Genomic DNA, 23,696 nt, shown 5'->3' on the forward strand with positions numbered 1-23,696 from the left:
CATTGCGCCGGCCGTGCGGTCAGCTGGCGTCTTCGTCGTCGACCCAGCCCATGGACCGCTCGACGGCCTTGAGCCAGCTCTTGTACTCGCGCTCCCGCTGCTCGGCGGGCATCCGCGGGGTCCACTCCGCCGCGCGGCGCCAGTTGGCGCGCAGGGCGTCGGTGTCGGGCCAGAAGCCGACGGCCAGGCCGGCGGCGTAGGCCGCGCCGAGGCAGGTGGTCTCGGCGACCATCGGGCGCACCACGGGGGCGTCCAGGAAGTCCGAGAGCGTCTGCATCAGCAGGTTGTTGGAGGTCATGCCGCCGTCGACCTTGAGGGCGGCGAGCTCGACGCCCGAGTCCTTGGTCATGGCGTCGGTGATCTCGCGGGTCTGCCAGGCGGTGGCCTCCAGGACGGCACGGGCGATGTGCGCCTTGGTGACGTACCGGGTGAGGCCGGTGATCACGCCGCGGGCGTCGGAGCGCCAGTACGGGGCGAACAGGCCGGAGAAGGCCGGCACGAAGTACGCGCCGCCGTTGTCCTCGACGGAGGAGGCCAGGGTCTCGATCTCGGCCGCGGACTTGATCAGGCCCATCTGGTCGCGCATCCACTGGACGAGCGAGCCGGTGACGGCGATGGAGCCCTCCAGCGCGTAGACCGGCTGCTGGTCGCCGATCTGGTAGCCGACCGTGGTCAGCAGGCCGCTGTAGGAGTTGATGATCTTGTCGCCGGTGTTCATGAGCATGAACGTTCCGGTGCCGTACGTGGACTTCGCCTCGCCCTCGGCGAAACAGGTCTGGCCGAACAGCGCGGCCTGCTGGTCGCCGAGCGCCGAGGCGACCGGGACGCCCGCGAGGACGCCCTCCTTGACGTGGCCGTAGACCTCGGCGGAGGACTTGATCTCCGGGAGGACGTTGAGCGGCACGTCCATGGACTCGGCGATCTTCTCGTCCCAGGCCAGGGTGTGCAGGTTCATCAGCATGGTGCGCGAGGCGTTGGTGACGTCGGTGACGTGCACACCGCCCTGGGCGCCGCCGGTGAGGTTCCAGATGACCCAGGAGTCCATGGTGCCGAAGAGGATGTCCCCGGCCTCGGCGCGCTCGCGCAGGCCCTCGACGTTGTCGAGCAGCCAGCGGACCTTGGGGCCGGCGAAGTAGCTCGCCAGCGGCAGGCCGGTCTCGCGGCGGAAGCGGTCCTGGCCGACGTTGCGGCCGAGCTCCTTGCACAGGGCGTCGGTGCGGGTGTCCTGCCAGACCAGCGCGTTGTGGACCGGCTCGCCGGTGTTCTTGTCCCACAGCACGGTGGTCTCGCGCTGGTTGGTGATGCCGACGGCCTTGACGTCCGCCGCGGTGATCTCCGCCTTCGCGATGGCCGAGGCGACGACCTCCTGGACGTTGGTCCAGATCTCGGTGGCGTCGTGCTCGACCCAGCCCGGCTTCGGGAAGATCTGCTCGTGCTCCTTCTGGTCGACGGCGACGATGCGGCCGTCACGGTCGAAGACGATGCAGCGGGAGGAGGTGGTGCCCTGGTCGATCGCGGCGATGAAGGGGCCGGTGCTGGTGGTCATGGTGGCTGCTCCTGGCAGGTGTCGAAGTAGGCGGAATCAGAATGGCGGTGCGGGAGGTGCCGTGGTGCCGATTGCTGATCAGGCGAACGCGATGTTGTACAGACCGCCGGCGAGCGCGGCGCCCGCGAGGGGGCCGAGGACCGGGATCCAGGAGTAGCCCCAGTCCGAGCCGCCCTTGTTGGGCAGCGGCAGCAGGGCGTGGACGATGCGCGGGCCGAGGTCGCGGACCGGGTTGATGGCGTAGCCGGTCGGGCCGCCGAGCGAGAGGCCGATGCCGACCACCACGAACGAGGTGATCAGGACGCCGATCACGCCGAGGCCCTTGCCGTCGTCCTGCAGGCCCTGGGTCAGGATGGCCAGGACCAGGACGGCGGTGCCGATGATCTCGGTCGTCAGGTTCTGGACGACGTTGCGGATCTCGGGGCCCGTGGAGAAGATCCCGAGCACCGGGCCGGCCACGTCGTGCGGGTGCGGGTCCTCGGGGCCGAGCTTCGCGTCACGGATGTGCTCCGGGTCGGACAGGTGCGCCCGGAACTGGCCGTAGTAGGCGAGCCACATCAGAACCGCGCCGATCATGGCGCCGAGCAGCTGGCCGGCGAAGTAGACCGGAACGTCGCCCCAGGCGCCGTCCTTGATCGCGATGCCGACGGTGACCGCCGGGTTCAGGTGTGCACCGGAGAGCGGTGCGGAGACGTAGGCGGCGATCAGGACGGCGAAACCCCAGCCGAAGGTGATCGCGAGCCAGCCGGCGCCGCGGGCCTTGGAGCTCTTGAGCGTCAGTGCGGCGCACACGCCGCCACCGAGCAGGGTGAGCAGGGCGGTACCGATGGTCTCGCCGATGAAGATGTCGGAGCTGGACACCCGCGACTCCTTTGTCGTTCAGGGGTGGTGGCCGCCGGGTCCCTCCGGCGGTCCACGCACTCGGTGAGTGCTGCACCGGTCCTTGGCCTTGCCACACCCTAACGCGTATTGCCGGTAGGTGTTCGGCATTGCCGACCGATGAACGGCAGTTTTCCGCCCAGGTGAAGTGGGCGTCAAGAGTTGACCAGGCCAATGAGCCGGATCGTTACCGGCCGGTGCGATCGAACAAATTAGGCCATTCGTTGATCATCAAACGCCAAGAACCACCCAAATGCCACTTTTGCGCGGCCATTGGGTGGTTCGGGCGAAGCGATGAGGTCATGCCAAGGTCAGAACCGGCCCGCCCCGAGATCGCGCGAAACCGCCCGCGCACAGTCCCGTACGGAGGCCACCAGCGACGCCCGGGGCTCTCCGGACTCCCCGCACACCCGCTCCACGGCCCCCGCGACGGCCACCGCGCCGACCGGCATCCTGCGGCGGTCGTGGATCGGCGCCGCCACCGAGGCGATCCCGTCCCAGGTCTCCTCGATGTCACTGGCCCAGCCGCGGGCCCGGATCAGGTCCAGGACCTCCTCGAAGCCCACGCCGTCCGTGACCGTCCGCGGGGTGAAGGACTCCCGCTCCACCTCGAGGACCTGCGTGTGCGCCACCGGGTCGTACGCCGACAGCACCTTGCCCAGGGCCGTGGAATGCAGCGGCTGCATGGCCCCCACCTCCAGCACCTGACGGCTGTCGTCGGGCCGGAACACGTGGTGCATGATCAGCACCCCGCTCTTGTGTAGCACCCCCACGTACACGCTCTCCCCACTCGCGCGGGCCAGATCGTCCGTCCACACCAGGGCGCGCGCCCGCAGCTCGTGGACGTCCAGATAGCTGTTGCCCAGGCGGAGCAGCTCCGCGCCGAGCTGGTAGCGGCCCGAAGCCGGGTCCTGCTCCACGAAGCCCTCGGCCTGCAGCGTGCGCAGGATCCCGTGCGCCGTGCCCTTGGCCAGGCCAAGGGAGGAGGCGACGTCCGAGAGCCCCAGCCGGCGCTCGCCGCCCGCCAGGAGCCGCAGCATCGCAGCGGCTCGTTCGAGCGACTGGATGTTCCGTGCCATCGCGCAGCCTCCTGCTGACGTAGTTCGACAATGCTGAACACTATCGGTCGATGCCGACTTTGTGCATGATGAGGGCAGAGTCCACCGATACGAGTGGCCCAGGACACCCCGGCCGGAAGTCGCCGCCGCACGGGCACAGAATGCAGTCCGCCACGTGGGACACCCTCACCGGGGCCGGGTATGCACCGTTACCCTGGCCGCGTGCACCCTTGACACAGAGGGGGTGCAAAGCCGACAGCCGTCGCATCCCAGGGAGCTCAACCATGGCCTCGTTGCCGAACCCGCCCGCAGACACCCAGACCCGGGCCGATGCCCTCCGCCTGGCACTGAAGACCCGCGTGGTCGTCGCCGACGGAGCCATGGGAACCATGCTCCAGGCCCAGGACCCCACCCTGGACGACTTCGAACAGCTCGAAGGCTGCAACGAGGTCCTCAACGTCACGCGTCCCGACATCGTGGCCAATGTGCACCGTGAGTACTTCGAGGCTGGTGTCGACTGCGTCGAGACCAACACCTTCGGCACGAACTACGCGGCCCTCGCCGAGTACGACATCGCGGAGCGCAACCATGAGCTGTCGGTGGCCGGCGCCCGGATCGCCCGTGAGATCGCCGACGAGTTCACCGTCTCCACCGGGCAGCAGCGCTGGGTGCTGGGCTCGATGGGCCCGGGCACGAAGCTGCCCACCCTGGGTCACATCGATTACGGAACCATCCGCGACGCCTACCAGATCAACGCCGAGGGCTTGATCACCGGTGGCGCCGACGCGCTCCTCGTGGAGACCACTCAGGATCTTCTGCAGACGAAGTCGTCCATCGTGGGTGCCCGCCGTGCCATGGAGGCCCTCGGTGTCTCCGTCCCGCTGATCTGCTCGGTGACGGTGGAGACCACCGGCACGATGCTCCTCGGCTCGGAGATCGGCGCCGCGCTGACCGCGCTGGAGCCCCTGGGCATCGACATGATCGGCCTGAACTGCGCCACTGGCCCCGCCGAGATGAGCGAGCACCTGCGCTACCTCGCGCGCAACTCCCGCATCCCGCTCTCCTGCATGCCCAACGCCGGCCTGCCCGTCCTCGGCAAGAACGGCGCGCACTACCCGCTGTCCGCGAGCGAGCTCGCCGACGCCCAGGAGACCTTCGTCCGGGACTACGGGCTGTCGCTGGTCGGCGGCTGCTGCGGCACCACCCCCGAGCACCTGCGCCAGGTCGTCGAGCGCGTCCGCGGCCTGAACCCGGCCGTCCGCGACCCCCGCCCCGAGCCCGGCGCCTCCTCGCTCTACCAGACCGTCCCCTTCCGCCAGGACATCTCGTACATGGCGATCGGTGAGCGCACGAACGCCAACGGGTCGAAGAAGTTCCGTGAGGCCATGCTCGAAGCCCGCTGGGACGACTGCGTGGAGATGGTCCGCGACCAGATCCGCGAGGGCGCGCACATGCTCGACCTGTGCGTGGACTACGTCGGCCGTGACGGCGTCGCCGACATGCGGGAGCTCGCCGGACGCTTCGCGACCGCCTCCACCCTGCCCATCGTCCTGGATTCCACGGAGGTTCCCGTCCTCCAGGCGGGCCTGGAGAAGCTCGGCGGCCGCGCCGTCATCAACTCGGTGAACTACGAGGACGGCGACGGCCCGGAGTCCCGTTTCGCGAAGGTCACCGGCCTGGCCCAGGAACACGGCGCCGCGCTGATCGCGCTGACCATCGACGAGGAGGGCCAGGCCCGGACCGTCGAGCACAAGGTCGCCATCGCCGAGCGCCTCATCGAGGACCTGACCGGGAACTGGGGGATCCTCGAGTCGGACATCCTCATCGACACCCTGACCTTCACCATCTGCACCGGTCAGGAGGAGTCGCGCAAGGACGGCATCGCCACGATCGAGTCGATCCGTGAGCTCAAGCGCCGCCACCCCGACGTCCAGACCACGCTCGGCCTCTCCAACATTTCCTTCGGTCTCAACCCGGCCGCCCGCGTCCTGCTGAACTCGGTCTTCCTCGACGAGTGCGTCAAGGCGGGCCTGGATTCCGCGATCGTGCACGCGTCGAAGATCCTGCCGATCGCCCGGTTCGACGACGAACAGGTCACCACCGCCCTCGACCTGATCTACGACCGGCGCGCCGAGGGCTACGACCCGCTGCAGAAGCTGATGGCCCTCTTCGAGGGCGTCAACACGAAGTCGATGAAGGCCGGCCGCGCCGAGGAACTCCTCGCGCTGCCGCTCGACGAGCGTCTGCAGCGCCGCATCATCGACGGTGAGAAGAACGGTCTGGACGCCGATCTCGACGAGGCCCTCCAGACCCGCCCCGCCCTCGACATCGTCAACGACACCCTGCTGGAGGGCATGAAGGTCGTCGGCGAGCTGTTCGGCTCCGGCCAGATGCAGCTGCCGTTCGTCCTGCAGTCCGCCGAAGTCATGAAGACCGCGGTGGCTCATCTGGAGCCGCACATGGAGAAGAGCGACGACGAGGGCAAGGGCACCATCGTCCTGGCCACCGTCCGTGGCGACGTCCACGACATCGGGAAGAACCTCGTCGACATCATCCTGACCAACAACGGCTACAACGTGGTCAACATCGGTATCAAGCAGCCGGTCTCCGCGATCCTCGAAGCCGCGCAGGAACACAAGGCCGACGTCATCGGCATGTCCGGTCTGCTGGTCAAGTCCACGGTGATCATGAAGGAGAACCTGGAGGAGCTCAACCAGCGCAAGCTGGCGGCCGACTACCCGGTCATCCTCGGCGGCGCCGCCCTCACCCGCGCCTACGTCGAACAGGACCTCCACGAAATCTACGAGGGCGAGGTCCGCTACGCCCGCGACGCCTTCGAAGGCCTGCGCCTCATGGACGCCCTCATCGCCGTGAAGCGCGGAGTCCCCGGCGCCAGCCTGCCCGAACTCAAGCAGCGCCGCGTCGCCAAGCGCGACACTCCGCTCCAGGTCGAGGAGACCGAAGAGCCCGGCGGCCGCTCGGACACCTCCACCGACAACCCCGTCCCCACCCCGCCGTTCTGGGGCACCCGCGTCGTCAAGGGCATCCCGCTCAAGGACTACGCCTCCTGGCTCGACGAGGGCGCCCTGTTCAAGGGCCAGTGGGGCCTCAAGCAGGCCCGCGCCGGCGGAGCCACCTACGAGGAGCTCGTCGAGAGCGAGGGCCGCCCGCGCCTGCGCGGCCTCCTGGACAAGCTGCACACCGAGAACCTCCTCGAGGCCGCCGTCGTCTACGGCTACTTCCCCTGCGTCTCCAAGGGCGAGGACCTGATCATCCTCGACGAAGCCGGCAACGAGCGGACCCGCTTCACCTTCCCGCGCCAGCGCCGCGGCCGCCGCCTGTGCCTCGCCGACTTCTTCCGCCCCGAAGAGTCCGGCGAGACCGACGTCGTCGGCCTCCAGGTCGTCACCGTCGGCTCCAAGATCGGCGAAGCCACGGCCAAGCTGTTCGAGTCCGACTCCTACCGCGACTACCTGGAGCTCCACGGCCTCTCCGTCCAGCTCGCCGAGGCCATGGCCGAGTACTGGCACGCCCGCGTCCGCGCCGAGCTCGGCTTCGGCGGCGAGGACCCCGCCAAGGTCGAGGACATGTTCGACCTGAAGTACCGCGGCGCCCGCTTCTCCCTCGGCTACGGCGCCTGCCCCGACCTGGAGGACCGCGCCAAGATCGCCGACCTCCTCCAGCCCGAGCGCATCGGCGTCCACCTCTCCGAGGAGTTCCAGCTCCACCCCGAGCAGTCCACCGACGCCATCGTCATCCACCACCCCGAAGCCAAGTACTTCAACGCACGCTGAGACGCCTCGACGCACGCCGAGACGTAATTCAACGCACATCGAGACGGACCGGCGTACACTAGTCGGTCCCATACAGGCCGGTCACCTGTTCCCCCGGACACGCCCCCGGAGGTGAGGTGACCGGCCTTCTCGTCCCCAACGGACCCCCCGAAAGGTGCGCGCATGACGAGCACAGTCCCCGCCCCCGTCGCCCGTACGGCCGACGGGCACGCCCTGCAGGCGGTGCTGCTCGACATGGACGGCACCCTCGTCGACACCGAGGGCTTCTGGTGGGAGATCGAAGTCGGCGTCTTCGGCGAACTCGGCCACCGCCTCGACGAATCCTGGCGCGACGTCGTCGTCGGCGGCCCCATGACCCGCAGCGCCGGCTTCCTCATCGAATCCACCGGCGCCGACATCGGCCTCGCCGAACTCACGGTCCTGCTCAACGAGCGCTTCGAAGCCCGCATCGCCGACCGCGTACCCCTCATGCCCGGCGCCGAACGCCTCCTGAGCGAACTGGCCCGGCACAACGTCCCCACCGCCCTGGTCTCCGCCTCCCACCGGCGCGTCATCGACCAGGTCCTGCTCACCCTCGGCCGCGACCGCTTCACCATGACCGTCGCCGGCGACGAGGTCACGCGCACCAAGCCGCACCCCGACCCCTACCTCCTCGCCGCCCACACCCTCGGCGCCCACCCCTCCCGCTGCGCCGTCATCGAGGACACCGCCACCGGCGTCGCCGCCGCCGAAGCCGCCGGATGCAGGGTCGTCGCCATCCCCTCCGTGGGCCGGATCGCACCCGCCCCGGGCCGCACCATCGTCGGCTCCCTCGAAGACGTCGACCTGCCCTTCCTGCGCTCCCTCATCACTCCGCTGAACTGACCGCGCACGCTCCGTACCGGGAGATCCGACCCCAGGACCAAGGTCCCGCGGGCGGATCTCCCGTGCACTTCCCCGGAGGCCGAAATTCCATCCCTACCGGGGGAGTTGTCCCGGGTGACCTTTGTCACCCGCAAAGACCCCTTCGCACCACTGCGCGCCCTCCCGCGCCACCCCTTGTGTCCCCATTGATCAGCACCTGACCGAATCTGCGCACCACCCCGCGCACACCGCCCGGTCAACTCCCGCAACAGAGCGACAACACCCCCGCTCCACACGGTTCAAGCCACCCCTCCGCAGGCCACTAATGTCGATGCGGGCACTGCGCCGCACCTCAGCCGTCCCGGACACACACCCCTGTTTCCGGAACCGCGTGGACCGATCGTCACACCACCGGCCCGATCGTTCCGCCCAGAACGGGCGACCGTCGCGATGCCCTCCACGCCAGCTTTGAACAAGTGCCGGGTCGAGGGAGTACTTCCAGCATGAACCGCAAGACCATGGCGCTGACGGCAGCCGCCGGACTGCTCACCCCCGCGCTGACCGCCTGCGGCAGCACCAGCGGCACAGGAGCAGGATCCGGAACGATCGTCGTCGGCACCACCGACCGGTTCGAGGCAGCCGACTACGCCCCCGCCCCGCTCGACCCCGCCTACGCCTACGACGCCGGCACCTGGAACATCCTCCGCCAGACCGTCCAGACGCTGATGCACACCCCGCGAGGCGGCGGCCAGCCCGTCCCCGAAGCAGCGCACAACTGCCGCTTCACCGACACCGGCAACGAGAGCTACCGCTGCGTCCTGCGCCCCGGCCTCACCTTCGCCGACGGCACCCCCCTCACCGCGCAGGACGTCAAGTTCTCCATCGAACGCGTCCTCGCCATCAAGGACGAGAACGGCCCCTCCTCGCTGCTCTCCACCGTCGACACCGTCGAGACCAAGGGCACCGACACCGTCGTCTTCCACCTCAAGACCGCCGACGCCACCTTCCCGCAGAAGCTCTCCACCCCCGCCGCGGGCATCGTCAGCGCCAAGAAGTACGACGCCAAGAAGCTCCGCACCGGCTTCACCGTCGACGGCTCCGGCCCCTACACGATGAAGGCCGAAGTCAAGGACAACCGCCTCGTCCGCGCCGTCTTCACCAAGAACCCCCACTACAAGGGCGATCTCAAGCTCCAGAACGACAAGGCCGAACTGCGCACCTTCGACGACTCCGACGCCATGGGCAAGGCCCTGGAGCGCGGAGCCGTCCACATGGTCTCGCGCACCCTGTCGCCCGCCCAGATCACCGAACTCTCCGCCAAGCCCCCCAAGGGCATCAAGCTCGTCCCCATGCCCGGCCTGGAGATCCGCTACATCGGCTTCAACACCGAGGCCCCCGGAGTCAAGGACAAGGCCGTACGCCAGGCCCTCGCCGCAGCCGTCGACCGCAACGCCCTCATCACCAAGGTCTACGGCAAGTCCGCGCAGCCCCTGTACTCACTGGTCCCCACCACCGTGAGCGGCCACGTCAACTCCTTCTTCAACAAGTACGGCGAAGCCAACACCGCCAAGGCCGCCGACCTGCTGAAGGCCGCCGGGATCAAAACCCCGGTCAAGCTGACCCTCAACTACACCAACGACCACTACGGCGACGGCACCGCGGCCGAGTTCGAAGCCCTCAAGGCCCAGCTGAACTCCACCCAGCTCTTCGACATCACCGTCCAGGGCGCCGACTGGGCCGCCTTCAGGCCCGCGCAGAAGAAGGGCGACTACGCCGCCTACGGGCTCGGCTGGTTCCCCGACTACCCCGACGCCGACAACTTCCTCGCCCCCTTCCTGGAGCAGGACAACTTCCTCGGCACCCCGTACGCCAACACCACGGTGCGCACCAAGCTCATCCCCGAATCGCGCCGCGCCGTCGACCGGGGCGTCGCCGGACCCGCGATCGCGGAGATGCAGGACATCGTCGCCGAGGACGTACCCGTCCTGCCCCTGTGGCAGGGCAAGCAGTACGTCGCCGCACGCGACGGGATCACCGGAGTGGAGTGGTCGGTCAACGCCATCTCCGACCTCCAGCTGTGGGAACTCGGCCGCGGCGTCAGCGGCTGACACCCCGGCACCGGGCCCCGGTGCCCACACCCCCGGGCACCAGAACCAGACGAGCCAGTAAGACTGAGAAGGATGTTCGCGTGAAGACACGGAACCAGTGGTTGGCAGCCCCCCTCGGAGCGGCCACCGCCGCCGCGCTGCTGAGCGGTTGCGGTGCGACGGACGGCTCCAACGCCGGCAGCGGCAAGGGCGTCGTCATGGGCATATCCGACAAGGTGAAGGCCACCGACCCCGCCTCGGGCTACGACCCCGGCTCCTGGCTGCTCTTCAACAACGTCTTCCAGTCCCTGCTCAGCTTCCCCAAGGGCGGCACCAACCCCGAACCCGACGCCGCACAGTCCTGCGGCTTCGAGGGCGGCGAGAGCAAGACCTACGCCTGCACCCTGCGCGGCGGCCTGAAGTTCAGCAACGGCAACAGCCTCACCTCCAAGGACGTCAAGTACTCCTTCGAGCGCACCCTCAAGATCAACGACGAGAACGGCCCCGCCGTCATGCTCGCGTCGATCGGCAGCATCGACACCCCCGACGACAAGACCGTCGTCTTCCACCTCAAGGCCCCCGACGCGACCTTCCCCAGCAAGATCGCGTCGGGCGCCGGCTCCATCGTCGACCACACCCAGTACCCGGCGGACAAGCTCCGCACCGACGGCAAGGCCTTCGGCTCCGGCGTCTACAAACTGGACTCCATCAACGACAAGAGCGCCGCCTTCTCCGTCAACGACACCTACAGCGGCAAGGCCAAGCCGAAGAACAGCGGCGTCACCATGAAGTTCTTCAACGAGGACCAGGCCGCCCTCAAGAAGGTCCTCGAAAGCGGAGACGTCGACTTCGCCTTCCGCGGCCTCGCCGCCAAGGACATCGCCGGCCTCGCCACCCAGACCGGCGACCAGAAGGTCGAAGTCGTCCAGGGCGCCGGCGCCGAAGTCGAACACCTCGTCTTCAACACGGCCGACCCCGTCGCCGGAAAGCTCCCCGTCCGCAAGGCCATCGCCTACCTCGTCGACCGCGAAGCCCTCGTCCGAGAGGTCTACGACGGCACCGCAACGCCGCTCTACTCCATCGTCCCGGCCGGCATCGCCTCCCACACCACCGCCTTCTTCGACCGCTACGGCGGCACCCCCCAGCCCGAGAAGGCCAAGGCCGCCCTCCGCGCAGCCGGCATCAAGGACAAGGTCAAGATCACCCTGTACTCGACGCCCACCCGCTACGGCCCCTCGACCGACCAGGAATTCCAGCTCATCGCCAAGCAGCTCAACGACAGCGGCCTCTTCGAAGCCGACGTCAAATCAGTCGAGTTCGAGCAGTACGAGAAGGACATCCAGGACGGCAAGTACGGCGTCTACGTCAAGGGCTGGGTCCCCGACTACCCCGACGCCGACAACTTCACGCAGCCCTTCTTCGGCCCCGACAACGTCCTGCACAACAACTACGACAACAAGGAGATCACCGGGACGATCATCCCGGCGACCTCCGCCAAGTCCGACCGCTCCTCCGCCAGCGGCGACTACGCCCGCCTCCAGGACATCGTCGCCGACGAGATCCCGCTCCTCCCGCTCTGGCAGAGCAAGCAGTACGCCGTCACCCGCCAGAACGTGACCGGCCTGCAGTGGTCCCTCGACGCCTCCACCGTCTTCCGCTTCTGGGAGATCAGCAAGGGCTGAGCACCCGGCACGACAACGGGCCCGCCTCCGCACCAGCGGAAGCGGGCCCGTACCCGTACCTGCGAAACGGCGACCAGAGCCGCCTACTGACCGGCCCCCGGACGCACCAGACCGCTCTCGTACGCGTACACCGCCGCCTGCACCCGGTCACGCAGACCCAGCTTCGTCAGCACGTGACCCACATGTGTCTTCACCGTCGTCTCGCTCACGAACAGATCCGCCGCGATCTCCGCATTCGACAGCCCGCGGGCCACCAGCTTCAACACCTCGACCTCGCGCTCCGTCAACGAAGCGATCATGTCCGGAACGCTGTCCTCACCCGAGGGCAGGTGCCCCGCGTACTTGTCCAGCAACCGCCGCGTGATGCTCGGCGCCAGCATCGCCTCGCCACCCGCCACCACCCGGATCGCCTGCACCAGCTCCGCCGCCGGCGCGTCCTTCAGCAAGAACCCACTGGCCCCCGCCCGCAGCGCCTCCACCACGTACTCGTCCAGATCGAACGTCGTCAGCACCAGCACCTTCGCCGGACCGTCCCGCCCCGGACCCGTGATCTGCCGCGTCGCCTCCACCCCGTCCATCCGCGGCATCCGGATGTCCATCAGCACCACATCGGGCTGCAACGCCCGCACCTGGTCCAGCGCCTGCAGACCGTCCCCGGCCTCGCCGACCACCGCCAAGTCCTCCTCGGCCTCCAGGATCATCCGGAAACCGGTGCGCAGCAGCGGCTGATCGTCGACCAGCAGTACGCGGATCGCCACGGGGTCTACCTCGCGTTCATCGGAATCGATCGGACCCCAACGGGGAACCCCGCCCATTCTGCCCTGCCACCAAGATCAGGATTCGCCCCGCCCGGCGGACGGCAGCGCCAGCGGATAGACCGGGGGAGTACCACCGAACTCCGGACACACCGCCTGATGATCACACCAGCCGCACAGCTTCGACTGCCGCGGCCGCCAGTCACCCGTCTCCGTCGCCTCCCGGATCGCCTCCCACAGCGCCAGCAGCTTGCGCTCCATCCGCTCCAGATCCTCGATCACCGGGTCGTACGTGATCACGTCCCCACTGCCCAGGTACACCAGCTGCAGCCGCCGCGGCACCACCCGCTTCAACCGCCACACCACCAGCGCGTAGAACTTCATCTGGAACAGCGCACCCTCGGCATACTCCGGCCGCGGCGCCTTCCCCGTCTTGTAATCGACGATCCGCACCTCACCCGTCGGCGCCACGTCCACCCGGTCGATGATCCCGCGCAGCCGAAGCCCCGACTCCAGCTCCGTCTCCACGAAGAACTCCCGCTCCACCGGCTCCAGCCGCGTCGGGTCCTCCAACGTGAACCACCGGTCCACCAACGCCTCGGCCTCCGTCAGCCAGCGCGCCAGCCCCGCCCCCTCGTCACCCCCCGGGAACAGCTCCAACAACTCCGGCTTCGACTCCACCAGCCGATCCCACTGCCCCGGAATCAACGCCTTCGCCCGCGGCGCCGTCCGCTCCGCCGCCGGATGATCGAAAAGCCGCTCCAGCACCGCGTGCACCAACGTCCCCCGCGTCGCCGCCGCACTCGGCTTCTCCGGCAACTTGTCGATCACACGGAACCGGTACAACAGCGGACACCGCATGAAATCGCTCGCCCGCGAAGGCGACAGCGAAGAAGGCGCCACGGCCACCGCCTGCGCGGGCACCGAACCGGGTACGGGATCGGGGACGGGACCGGGCACCGAACCGGGCACGGGACTGGTCACTGCATCGTCCGGACCGCTGCCGGGGCTCGTCGTCATAGACAAAACCCTACGACCCGCCACCGACAGCACGCGCATACCATCGACGCCGACCCCCCTCGCACTGCATGATCGGAGCATCACACCGCGCAACGGCGCACCCCGACACCACGGGAAAAAGACACCAGAACCACCGGCGCACCACCGCACCGGACAGCAGCGAACGAAGGACAACCGTGGCAGACACCGACGAAACCGGCGAGCGCGCGGGCCGGCGCTCAGGACCGGGCGGCGGACTCCTCATGGGCCGCCCCTTCGGCGTGCCCGTCTACGTCTCGCCCAGCTGGTTCCTCGTCGCCGCCCTCATCACCTGGGTCTTCGGCGACCAGCTCGACCGGATCCTGCCCGACCTCGGCATCCTGCGCTACCTCGTGGCCCTTTTCTTCGCCGTCGCCTTCTACGCCTCGGTCCTCGTCCACGAACTCGCCCACACCATCGCCGCCCTCCGCTTCAAACTCCCCGTACGCCGCATCCAGCTCCAGTTCTTCGGCGGCGTCTCCGAGATCGAGAAGGAATCCGAAACCCCCGGCCGCGAATTCGTCCTCGCCTTCGTCGGCCCCCTCCTCTCGCTCCTCCTCGCCGGCGCCTTCTACCTCGGCATGAAATCCGTCGAACCCGCCAGCGTCCCGGGCGTCCTCCTCGCCGGCCTCATGATCTCCAACCTCCTCGTCGCCGCCTTCAACCTCCTCCCCGGCCTCCCCCTCGACGGCGGCCGCATGCTCCGCGCCGTCATCTGGGGCATCACCGGCAAACCCATGACCGGCACCATCGCCGCCGCCTGGGCCGGCCGCGCCCTCGCCGTCGCCGTCCTCCTCGGCCTGCCCCTCCTGAACTACACCGGGACCCTCGGCAACCCCGCCGACGACATCGGCGGCATGGACACCGTCATGGACGCCCTCCTCGCCGCCATCCTCGCCGCCATCATCTGGACCGGCGCCGGCAACAGCCTCCGCGTCGCCCGCCTGCGCGAACACCTCCCGGAACTCCACGCCCGCAAACTCACCCGCCGCGCCATCCCCGTGGAGAACGCCACCCCCCTCTCCGAAGCCCTCCGCCGCGCCAACGAAGCCGGCGCCCGCGCCCTCGTCATCGTCGACGGACTCGGAGACCCCACCGGCATCGTCCGCGAGAGCGCCATCGCCTCCGTCCCCGAACACCGCCGCCCCTGGGTCGCAGCCGGCACCCTCGCCCAAGACCTCACCGACGGCATGAAGGTTTCAGCGGACCTCGGCGGCGAAGAACTCCTCGACCACCTCCGAGCCACCCCCGCCACCGAATACCTCGTCCTCCAGCCCGACGGCGCCATCTACGGCGTCCTCTCCACCCTCGACGTGGAAAAGGCCTTCGTGAAGGCCATGGCGCGGCCCCAGTCCTGAAGCCAATACACTGGTCACATGTCCGAACCGACCGGTGCCGCCCGCCGACGCGGGCCCTTCGAGGTCGGGGACCAGGTACAGCTCACCGACCCCAAGGGCCGCCACTACACGTTCACGCTCGAAGCCGGGAAGAATTTCCACACCCACAAGGGTTCCTTCCCGCACGACGAGCTGATCGGCTCCCCCGAGGGAAGCGTTGTCCGTACCACGGGCAACGTCGCCTACCTCGCGCTGCGTCCCCTGCTCCCCGACTATGTCCTGTCCATGCCCCGCGGTGCCGCCGTGGTCTACCCCAAGGACGCAGGCCAGATCCTGGCCTTCGCCGACATCTTCCCCGGCGCCCGCGTCGTGGAAGCGGGCGTCGGCTCCGGCTCCCTGAGCAGCTTCCTGCTGCGCGCCATCGGCGACCAGGGCATGCTCCACAGCTACGAGCGCCGCCCCGACTTCGCCGAGATCGCCACGGCCAACGTCGAGCGCTACTTCGGCGGCCCGCACCCCGCGTGGCAGCTGACCGTGGGCGACCTCCAGGACAACCTGTCCGACACGGACGTCGACCGCGTGATCCTCGACATGCTCGCCCCCTGGGAGTGCCTGGAGGCCGTCTCCAAGGCGCTGGTCCCCGGCGGCATCCTCTGCTGCTACGTGGCCACCACCACCCAGCTCTCCCGGACCGTCGAATCCATCCGCGAGTTCGGCTGCTACGCCGAACCGCAGCCCTGGGAATCGATGATCCGCAACTGGCACGTCGAGGGCCTGGCCGTCCGCCCGGACCACCGCATGATCGGCCACACCGGCTTCCTCGTCACCGCCCGGCGCCTCGCCGACGGCGTCGAGCCGCCCATGCGCCGCCGCCGCCCCTCCAAGGGCGCCTACGGCGAGGACTACGACGGCCCCGGCAGCCAGTCCGCCGCCAAGACCGCGGAGACGGCCGCCACGGCCTCGGTCGAGACCACCGCCGGCAGCGGCGACGCAGCCTGAGCCGCTAGCCGCTGAGGGCCCGAGGACCCGAGGGCCCGAGGACCGCCCGGCCACCCGGCAGGGCGACCCGCACCGACAACACGAAGACGCCGTGCCGCAGTTCCCTCGGACCATCCGGGAACTGCGGCACGGCGTCTTTTCGTTGCCCTACGGGCCGGTCCCGCGCGAGCGGCCCGACCGGTCCGGACCCACCCGTTCCACCTCGATGTGAGGTGTGGCACGATGCTGGCTCCCCGTCACCCTTCGCACAGGAGACACCCCGCGTGCCGCACAGCCCCGCCGAGCCGGCGCCGAGCACCCCCACCCCGGCGCACCACCGGGCCCGGCCCGTCCACTGGCTGGCCACCGCCTCGGCCCTCGCCGCCGTCATAGCCGCCGCCGGACTCCTGCAACCCGCCCCGGCCACCGGAGCCTCCGCGGACCCGGCACGCCCCACGGGTCAGGCCGGCCCGGACCAAGGCCAACAGGCCGCCACCGCGGCCGCTCCCGACGCGCACGCCGTCACGTACCCCCTGGACTGCAAGGGCGCCCCGCAGGCCGTCACGGCCACCGCAGAAGGCGACCTCGACGGCGACGGCCGCCCCGAAACCGTGGCGGCCGTCCGCTGCGACGCCGGCTCGGGCACCCCGCCACACGCGATCTACGTCCTCGCCCAGGACCCGGCGAAAGCCGCGAAGCCCCGCGTCGTCGCCACACTCCTCGAAGCCGGCCGCAAGCAGACCGCGACCGATCTCACCGTGCGCGAGGGCGTGGTCACCGCGAGCCTCCTCGGGTACTCCTCGCCCGAAGTGCCCCGCTACAGCCCCGACACCAAGCAGCTCGCCAAGTGGCGCTGGACCGGCGGAAAATTCCGCCAGGAGCTTACGGATTCGACCCCCACAGGTGTTTGAACCGTCACTCCGCGTCTGGACCGAAAACTTCGACCCTGTCCGAAACCCGCCTTACGTGGATGCAATCCCCGGGACATTCCTTCGCGGAATCCACCACGTCCTGCAGCAGCACCAGCGGAACCGGAGTGGTCGCCCCCGCCTCCACGAGCAACTCGTCGGCAGGGCTCTTCACGTACGCCAGACCATCGATGTCCAGCTCGAACACCTCCGGTGCGTACTGCACACAGATGCCGTCGCCAGTGCAGAGGTCCTGGTCGATCCAGACCTCGAGCGGCTCTCCGGCCACGCCGGCGGCACCCGCGTTCTGCCCGGTGGCTGCCTCCTGCTGCACGGTCATATCTCCTGCCGTTCCCTGCTCTGAGTGATCCATCCCGGTCACAACGCGCAGCAAGTCGCACGAGCTCTGACGGGTGTTGAACAGTTCGACCTTACAACCGGCTGCTTTCCGATGTTGATGGGTGGGTATTTCCTTGACGGGAGGGAGTACGCAAGGGTGAAGATCGGACACACCCCTACCGTCTTTGTGATCTAGGGGTTTCAATCACCACCAGCCCAGGTAGGGTCAGAAAGCGTCCAGCTCCCCTTGGAGGAGGTGAGGACCGTGGCAGCCCACGACGACGACATCAACCGCGGCATCCGGCCCGGGCGAGGGTCTGAGGACCCCGCCGGCCAGGTTGCCTATCTCGAGCAGGAAATCGCCGTCCTGCGACGTAAGCTCGCCGACTCTCCGCGACACACGAGGATTCTCGAAGAGCGGATCGTCGAGCTCCAGACAAACCTGGCAGGCGTCTCCGCACAGAACGAGCGGCTGGCGAACACCCTGCGCGAGGCCCGCGACCAGATCGTGGCCCTCAAGGAAGAAGTCGACCGGCTCGCACAGCCGCCGGCCGGCTTCGGAGTCTTCCTGCAGTCGAACGAAGACGGAACCGTCGACATCTTCACCGGCGGCCGAAAGCTCCGCGTGAACGTGAGCCCCAGCGTCGAACCGGAAGACCTCCGGCGCGGCCAGGAGGTCATGCTCAACGAGGCCCTCAACGTGGTCGAGGCCATGGAGTTCGAACGGGCCGGGGACATCGTCACCCTCAAGGAAATCCTCGAGGACGGCGAGCGCGCCCTGGTGGTCGGGCACACCGACGAGGAAAGGGTGGTGAGGCTCGCCGAGCCGCTCCTGGACGTCACCATCCGCCCCGGCGACTCCCTGCTGCTCGAACCCCGCTCCGGCTACGTCTACGAGATCGTCCCCAAGAGCGAGGTCGAAGACCTCGTCCTCGAAGAGGTCCCGGACATCGACTACGACAAGATCGGCGGCCTGGGCGACCAGATCGAACTGATCCGCGACGCCGTCGAGCTCCCCTACCTCTACCCCGACCTCTTCAAGGAACACGAACTGCGGCCCCCCAAGGGCATCCTGCTCTACGGCCCCCCCGGCTGCGGCAAGACGCTCATCGCCAAGGCCGTGGCCAACTCCCTTGCCAAGAAGGTCGCCGAAGTCACCGGCCAGCCCACCGGGAAGTCCTACTTCCTGAACATCAAGGGCCCCGAACTCCTCAACAAGTACGTCGGCGAGACCGAGCGGCACATCCGCCTCGTCTTCCAGCGTGCGAGGGAGAAGGCGAGCGAGGGCACCCCCGTCATCGTCTTCTTCGACGAGATGGAATCCCTCTTCCGCACCCGCGGATCCGGAGTCAGCTCGGACGTGGAGAACACCATCGTCCCCCAGCTGCTCGCCGAGATCGACGGCGTGGAAGGCCTGGAGAACGTCATCGTCATCGGCGCCTCCAACCGCGAGGACATGATCGACCCGGCCATCCTGCGCCCCGGCCGGCTCGACGTGAAGATCAAGATCGAGCGCCCCGGCGCCGAGGCCGCCAAGGACATCTTCGCGAAGTACCTCAAGGCCACCCTGCCCCTGCACACCGACGACCTCGGCGAGCACCAGGGCTCCACGGCCGAAACCGTCCACAGCATGATCCAGACCGTCGTCGAGCAGATGTACGCCGAAACCGAGGAAAACCGCTTCCTCGAGGTCACGTACGCCAACGGCGACAAGGAAGTCCTCTACTTCAAGGACTTCAACTCGGGCGCGATGATCCAGAACATCGTGGACCGTGCGAAGAAGATGGCCATCAAGGCCTTCCTCGAGCACAACCAGAAGGGCCTTCGCGTCGCCCATCTCCTCCAGGCTTGCGTGGACGAGTTCAAGGAGAACGAAGACCTGCCCAACACCACCAACCCCGACGACTGGGCCCGAATCTCCGGAAAGAAGGGCGAGCGGATCGTATTCATCCGCACCCTCGTCACCGGAAAGCAAGGCGCGGACACCGGACGCTCCATCGACACGGTGGCCAACACCGGTCAGTACCTCTGACAAAGCGGGCCGGCTGCGGGCGCCCGGCAAGGGCACCCGCAGCCGACTGCTTTACCAAACGCTCTTTTCAGCCGGTGACAGGGCAAAGTCAATGACTGAAATGATCTCCCCACCAGCGCGGAGTGGTTCTAGGCTCTTCCATACCGCAGGTCGCGCAGTGCGGGGACGGGCACCGCACACGACGCACCGGAGCACCAGCGGTACTTGAGCGCCGCTCCCGAACGGGAGCGCCGCCGGGCAAGGAGGGCCGCATGACCGTACGGCGAGTAATGGGGATCGAGACGGAGTACGGGATCTCCGTCCCGGGGCACCCGAACGCCAATGCCATGCTCACCTCGTCCCAGATCGTCAACGCCTACGCGGCGGCGATGCACCGGGCGCGACGCGCCCGCTGGGACTTCGAGGAGGAGAACCCGCTGCGGGACGCCCGCGGCTTCGACCTCGCCCGCGAGGCCGCCGACAACAGCCAGCTCACCGACGAGGACATCGGCCTCGCCAACGTCATCCTCACCAACGGCGCACGCCTCTACGTCGACCACGCACACCCCGAATACAGCTCCCCGGAGATCACCAACCCGCTCGACGCCGTCCTCTGGGACAAGGCCGGCGAGCGGATCATGGCCGAGGCCGCCGTCAGGGCCGCCCAGCTCCCCGGGGCCCAGCCGATCCACCTCTACAAGAACAACACCGACAACAAGGGCGCCTCCTACGGCACGCACGAGAACTACCTGATGAAGCGGGAAACCCCCTTCTCGGACATCGTGCGCCACCTCACCCCCTTCTTCGTCTCCCGGCTCGTCTTCACCGGCGCCGGCCGCGTGGGCATCGGCCAGGACGGCCGCGAACACGGCTTCCAGATCAGCCAGCGCGCCGACTACTTCGAAGTCGAGGTCGGGCTGGAGACCACCCTCAAGCGCCCCATCATCAACACCCGGGACGAACCGCACTCGGACGCCGAGAAGTACCGCCGGCTCCACGTGATCATCGGAGACGCCAACCTCTCCGAGATCTCCACCTACCTCAAGCTCGGCACCACCGCGCTCGTCCTGTCCATGATCGAAGACGGCTACATCAACGTCGACCTCGCCGTGGACCAGCCCGTACGCACCCTCCACCAGGTCTCCCACGACCCCGACCTCCAGCACCTCATCACGCTGCGCAGCGGGCGGACGCTGACCGCCGTACAGCTTCAGATGGAGTACTACGAGCTGGCCAGGAAGTACGTGGAGGAGCGTTTCGGCTCCGACGCGGACGAGCAGACCAAGGATGTGCTGGCCCGCTGGGAGGACGTGCTGGGCCGGCTGGAAACCGACCCGATGAGCCTGTCGGGGGAGCTCGACTGGATCGCGAAGCGGGAGATCCTCGAGGGCTACCGGCGCCGGGACGGCCTCGGCTGGGACGCGGCGCGCCTGCACCTGGTGGACCTCCAGTACGCGGACGTACGGCCCGAGAAGGGGCTGTACAACCGCCTGGTGGCCCGCGGCAAGATGAAGCGGCTGCTGGAGGAGCCGGCGGTGGAGCGGGCGCAGAGCAAGCCGCCGGAGGACACCCGGGCGTACTTCCGGGGGCGGTGCCTGGAGCAGTACGCGGACGACGTGGCGGCGGCCTCGTGGGACTCGGTGATCTTCGATCTGCCGGGCCACGACTCCCTCCAGCGGGTCCCGACCCTGGAGCCCCTGCGGGGCACGCGGGCCCACGTGAAGGAGCTCCTGGACCGCTGTCGTACGGCGGAGGACCTGGTCCGGGTGCTGTCGGGGCGGTAGGCCCCTTCCGGCCCCCCGGGCGGGGGCTGAAAGGCCCCCGGCCCGGGAATCATGAAGACACCCGGACGTTATGAAAGTACCGGGACGGATGTCGGACCCTCCTTGTAGGGTCCGACGTAGAGTCTGATCTTGAGGGATCCCGAATTCGCGGGGTCTTTCACGTGAGCGTGCGAACCGAGCGGGGTGAGCTAGACATGGCGACCAAGGACACCGGCGGCGGACAGCAGAAGGCGCAGCGCTCGACCGAGGAGGTCGAGGAGGCCGCGGTCGAAGAATCGACCGACCTCAAGGAGCGGCAGGAAAAGCTCTCCGACGACGTCGACTCGGTACTCGATGAAATCGATGATGTGCTCGAGGAGAACGCCGAGGACTTCGTGCGGTCCTTCGTTCAGAAGGGTGGAGAGTGATTTCACCTTCGATTCGAAGGTGACACTCTTCGGGGAGGGTGAGTGTCGGAGGTCGGTAAGCGGTGCGCTCGGTGTGAACTGATCAAGCCGCTCGATGATTTCGCTTCTAACCGGGCCATGCGTGACGGCCTGCAGTGCTACTGCAGGCCGTGCGCAGCCGAGTATCACCAGCAGCGGCAGATAGCCAGGGGGAAGAATGTGCGTCCCCGTGTCGAAGTGCCCGTGGGGCACAAATTCTGCCGCCGATGCAAGGAGATCAAGCCGCACTCGGAATGGGACCGGAACAAGACGGCCTCCGACGGATTGTCGACACGTTGTAAGGCGTGCCGAGCAGTCGAAAGCCGGGCGGGGCATCTCAAGCGTTCGTACGGCATGACCGAGGCCGATCGCGACGAGATGATCGCCGCTCAGGGCGGTATCTGCTTGATCTGCAAAAAGCGCCCGGCGGTACATGTGGATCACTGCCACACCACGGGTAGGGTCCGAGGCGTACTTTGCTTCAACTGCAACACGGCCATCGGCAAGTTGGGAGACGATCCCGACGCAGCTCGTAGGGTCGTCTCATATCTGGAAGGAAACCTGTGGAACCCAACATTCGAAGCACAGGGCGTCTGCCGGCAGCCTTCCTGACGCCGGGGTCGTCGTCCTTCATGGACTTCTTGGGCGCGCACCAGCCCGAGATGCTCCCGGGCAACCGGAAGCTGCCCGACGGGGTCATCGAGGCGCCGCACGGGACGACCATCGTGGCCGCCACCTTCCCCGGCGGGGTCGTGCTCGCCGGTGACCGGCGGGCGACCATGGGGAACATGATCGCGCAGCGGGACATCGAGAAGGTGTTCCCGGCGGACGAGTACTCCGCCGTCGGCATCGCCGGCACCGCCGGTCTGGCCGTGGAGATGGTGAAGCTGTTCCAGCTGGAGCTGGAGCACTTCGAGAAGGTGGAGGGGGCGACCCTCTCCCTCGAAGGTAAGGCGAACCGGCTCTCCACCATGATCCGGAGCAACCTCGGGATGGCGATGCAGGGGCTGGCCGTCGTGCCGCTCTTCGCGGGGTACGACGAGGCCAAGGAGAAGGGCCGGATCTTCTCCTACGACGTGACCGGCGGCCGCTCCGAGGAGCACGGCTTCGCCGCGACCGGTTCGGGCTCGATCTTCGCGCGCGGCTCGATGAAGAAGCTGTACCACTCCAAGCTGACGGAGGAGGAGGCCACGACGCTCGTCGTGCAGGCGTTGTACGACGCCGCCGACGACGACTCGGCCACGGGCGGTCCGGACCTCTACCGCCACATCTACCCCATCGTCACCGTCATGACCGACGAGGGATTCCGCAGGCTGACCGACGAGGAGTCCTCGGAGCTGGCCCGCAAGATCACGAACCGGCGGCTGGAGCAGCCCGACGGTCCGCGCGCCGCTCTGCTCTGACCAGCCCGCTCTGACTTCCTCGTCGTCCAGAAGAAAGGGACGGAAAGCCGGTGTCGACTCCGTTCTACGTGTCACCCCAGCAGGCCATGGCCGACCGGGCGGAATACGCCCGCAAGGGCATCGCCCGCGGTCGCAGCCTTGTTGTGATCCAGTACGCCGACGGCATCGTGTTCGTCGGTGAGAACCCGTCCCGTGCGCTGCACAAGTTCAGCGAGATCTACGACCGGATCGGCTTCGCGGCCGCCGGCAAGTACAACGAGTACGAGAACCTGCGGATCGGCGGTGTGCGGTACGCGGATCTGCGCGGATACACCTACGACCGCGACGATGTGACGGCCCGTGGGCTGGCGAACGTCTACGCGCAGACGCTCGGCACGATCTTCTCGAGTGCGGGGGAGAAGCCGTACGAGGTGGAGCTGGTGGTGGCGGAGGTCGGTGCGACCGCCGCCGGGGACCAGATCTACCGGCTGCCGCACGACGGGTCGATCGTCGACGAGCACGGGTCCGTCGCCGTGGGTGGCAACGCCGAGCAGATCAGTACCTACCTCGACCAGCGGCACCAGGACGGGATGACCCTGTCCGAGGCGCTGAAGCTGGCCGTGCAGGCGCTGTCGAGCCAGGCGAACGGTGCCGACAAGTCGATTCCGGCGGAGCGGCTGGAGGTGGCGGTGCTGGACCGTACGCGGGCCCAGCAGCGCAAGTTCAAGCGGATCCGTGGCCGGCAGTTGTCGCGGCTGCTGGAGGCGGACGTTCCGGCGGCCGCTCAGGCGGATGCCGTGTCGAACGACGAGACTCCTGAAGAGGAAGCCGAGTAGTCGTACCAAGTGGT

General features: G+C 68.2%; 19 protein-coding genes. 13 read left to right on the top strand and 6 right to left on the bottom strand.

The window, feature by feature from the left end; translation table 11 throughout:
* Window positions 1-19: 19 nt before the first annotated feature.
* The 3 genes from glpK to ACE1OC_RS32040 all read right to left on the bottom strand — a co-directional run bounded on the left by glpK (window position 20) and on the right by ACE1OC_RS32040 (window position 3,504).
* Window positions 20-1,546 carry a glycerol kinase GlpK gene (gene glpK, locus ACE1OC_RS32030; protein WP_250740346.1) on the bottom strand — a complete coding sequence of 509 codons (1,527 nt, stop codon included), beginning with the start codon at window positions 1,544-1,546 and terminating at the stop codon, window positions 20-22.
* A 78-nt stretch (window positions 1,547-1,624) separates the two neighbouring features.
* Complete coding sequence (locus tag ACE1OC_RS32035; RefSeq protein ID WP_407839920.1) at window positions 1,625-2,407, bottom strand: MIP/aquaporin family protein; 783 nt, start codon at window positions 2,405-2,407, stop codon at window positions 1,625-1,627.
* Between the two features lie 329 nt (window positions 2,408-2,736).
* Window positions 2,737-3,504 carry an IclR family transcriptional regulator gene (locus tag ACE1OC_RS32040; protein WP_407839921.1) on the bottom strand — a complete coding sequence of 256 codons (768 nt, stop codon included), beginning with the start codon at window positions 3,502-3,504 and terminating at the stop codon, window positions 2,737-2,739.
* A 263-nt stretch (window positions 3,505-3,767) separates the two neighbouring features.
* Between ACE1OC_RS32040 and metH the strand changes: the two genes are divergently transcribed.
* The 4 genes from metH to ACE1OC_RS32060 all read left to right on the top strand — a co-directional run bounded on the left by metH (window position 3,768) and on the right by ACE1OC_RS32060 (window position 11,889).
* Complete coding sequence (metH, locus tag ACE1OC_RS32045) at window positions 3,768-7,277, top strand: methionine synthase (RefSeq protein ID WP_407839922.1); 3,510 nt, start codon at window positions 3,768-3,770, stop codon at window positions 7,275-7,277.
* Between the two features lie 162 nt (window positions 7,278-7,439).
* The gene (locus tag ACE1OC_RS32050) at window positions 7,440-8,141 is read left to right on the top strand and encodes an HAD family hydrolase (protein ID WP_250740350.1); all 702 of its coding nucleotides are present in this window, start codon (window positions 7,440-7,442) and stop codon (window positions 8,139-8,141) included.
* Window positions 8,142-8,623: 482 nt separating this feature from the next.
* Window positions 8,624-10,228: an ABC transporter substrate-binding protein gene (locus tag ACE1OC_RS32055; RefSeq protein ID WP_407839923.1), complete on the top strand. Its 1,605-nt coding sequence runs from the start codon at window positions 8,624-8,626 to the stop codon at window positions 10,226-10,228.
* Between the two features lie 80 nt (window positions 10,229-10,308).
* Window positions 10,309-11,889: an ABC transporter substrate-binding protein gene (locus tag ACE1OC_RS32060; RefSeq protein WP_407839924.1), complete on the top strand. Its 1,581-nt coding sequence runs from the start codon at window positions 10,309-10,311 to the stop codon at window positions 11,887-11,889.
* A gap of 83 nt (window positions 11,890-11,972) precedes the next feature.
* On the opposite strand, the gene ACE1OC_RS32065 is transcribed toward ACE1OC_RS32060, so the two are convergent.
* The gene (locus ACE1OC_RS32065; protein ID WP_250740353.1) at window positions 11,973-12,647 is read right to left on the bottom strand and encodes a response regulator; all 675 of its coding nucleotides are present in this window, start codon (window positions 12,645-12,647) and stop codon (window positions 11,973-11,975) included.
* Between the two features lie 75 nt (window positions 12,648-12,722).
* The gene (locus ACE1OC_RS32070) at window positions 12,723-13,664 is read right to left on the bottom strand and encodes a RecB family exonuclease (RefSeq protein ID WP_407839925.1); all 942 of its coding nucleotides are present in this window, start codon (window positions 13,662-13,664) and stop codon (window positions 12,723-12,725) included.
* A 176-nt stretch (window positions 13,665-13,840) separates the two neighbouring features.
* Between ACE1OC_RS32070 and ACE1OC_RS32075 the strand changes: the two genes are divergently transcribed.
* The 3 genes from ACE1OC_RS32075 to ACE1OC_RS32085 all read left to right on the top strand — a co-directional run bounded on the left by ACE1OC_RS32075 (window position 13,841) and on the right by ACE1OC_RS32085 (window position 16,908).
* Window positions 13,841-15,040, top strand: a complete 1,200-nt coding sequence (locus tag ACE1OC_RS32075) for a site-2 protease family protein (protein ID WP_407839926.1) — start codon at window positions 13,841-13,843, stop codon at window positions 15,038-15,040.
* Between the two features lie 18 nt (window positions 15,041-15,058).
* Window positions 15,059-16,018 (top strand): tRNA (adenine-N1)-methyltransferase, encoded by a 960-nt coding sequence (locus ACE1OC_RS32080; RefSeq protein ID WP_407839927.1) that lies wholly within the window; start codon window positions 15,059-15,061, stop codon window positions 16,016-16,018.
* A gap of 263 nt (window positions 16,019-16,281) precedes the next feature.
* Window positions 16,282-16,908: a hypothetical protein gene (locus ACE1OC_RS32085; RefSeq protein WP_407839928.1), complete on the top strand. Its 627-nt coding sequence runs from the start codon at window positions 16,282-16,284 to the stop codon at window positions 16,906-16,908.
* Between the two features lie 4 nt (window positions 16,909-16,912).
* Here ACE1OC_RS32085 and ACE1OC_RS32090 read toward each other — a convergent pair whose 3' ends face one another.
* Entirely contained in the window at window positions 16,913-17,245 is a 333-nt protein-coding gene (locus ACE1OC_RS32090; RefSeq protein ID WP_351382354.1) for a ferredoxin, read from the bottom strand.
* Between the two features lie 264 nt (window positions 17,246-17,509).
* Here ACE1OC_RS32090 and arc point away from each other — a divergent pair, with 264 nt between their 5' ends.
* From arc to prcA, 6 genes are all read left to right on the top strand, one after another.
* Window positions 17,510-19,276, top strand: coding sequence for a proteasome ATPase (arc, locus tag ACE1OC_RS32095; RefSeq protein WP_250740357.1), 1,767 nt, complete (start codon window positions 17,510-17,512; stop codon window positions 19,274-19,276).
* 251 nt (window positions 19,277-19,527) lie between these two features.
* On the top strand, window positions 19,528-21,039 hold the full coding sequence (gene dop / locus ACE1OC_RS32100) for a depupylase/deamidase Dop (RefSeq protein ID WP_250740358.1): 1,512 nt from the start codon (window positions 19,528-19,530) through the stop codon (window positions 21,037-21,039).
* Between the two features lie 194 nt (window positions 21,040-21,233).
* Window positions 21,234-21,446 (top strand): ubiquitin-like protein Pup, encoded by a 213-nt coding sequence (locus ACE1OC_RS32105; protein WP_030294332.1) that lies wholly within the window; start codon window positions 21,234-21,236, stop codon window positions 21,444-21,446.
* A 396-nt stretch (window positions 21,447-21,842) separates the two neighbouring features.
* Entirely contained in the window at window positions 21,843-22,076 is a 234-nt protein-coding gene (locus ACE1OC_RS32110; RefSeq protein ID WP_407841748.1) for an endonuclease VII domain-containing protein, read from the top strand.
* Window positions 22,028-22,867 (top strand): proteasome subunit beta, encoded by an 840-nt coding sequence (prcB, locus tag ACE1OC_RS32115; RefSeq protein WP_274552698.1) that lies wholly within the window; start codon window positions 22,028-22,030, stop codon window positions 22,865-22,867. The genes ACE1OC_RS32110 and prcB overlap by 49 nt, the downstream gene beginning before the upstream one ends.
* 50 nt (window positions 22,868-22,917) lie before the next feature.
* Entirely contained in the window at window positions 22,918-23,682 is a 765-nt protein-coding gene (gene prcA / locus ACE1OC_RS32120) for a proteasome subunit alpha (protein ID WP_407839929.1), read from the top strand.
* Window positions 23,683-23,696 lie beyond the last annotated feature (14 nt).

The sequence above is a fragment of the Streptomyces stoeckheimensis genome (assembly GCF_045822005.1).
GTDB classification, from domain to species: domain Bacteria; phylum Actinomycetota; class Actinomycetes; order Streptomycetales; family Streptomycetaceae; genus Streptomyces; species Streptomyces stoeckheimensis.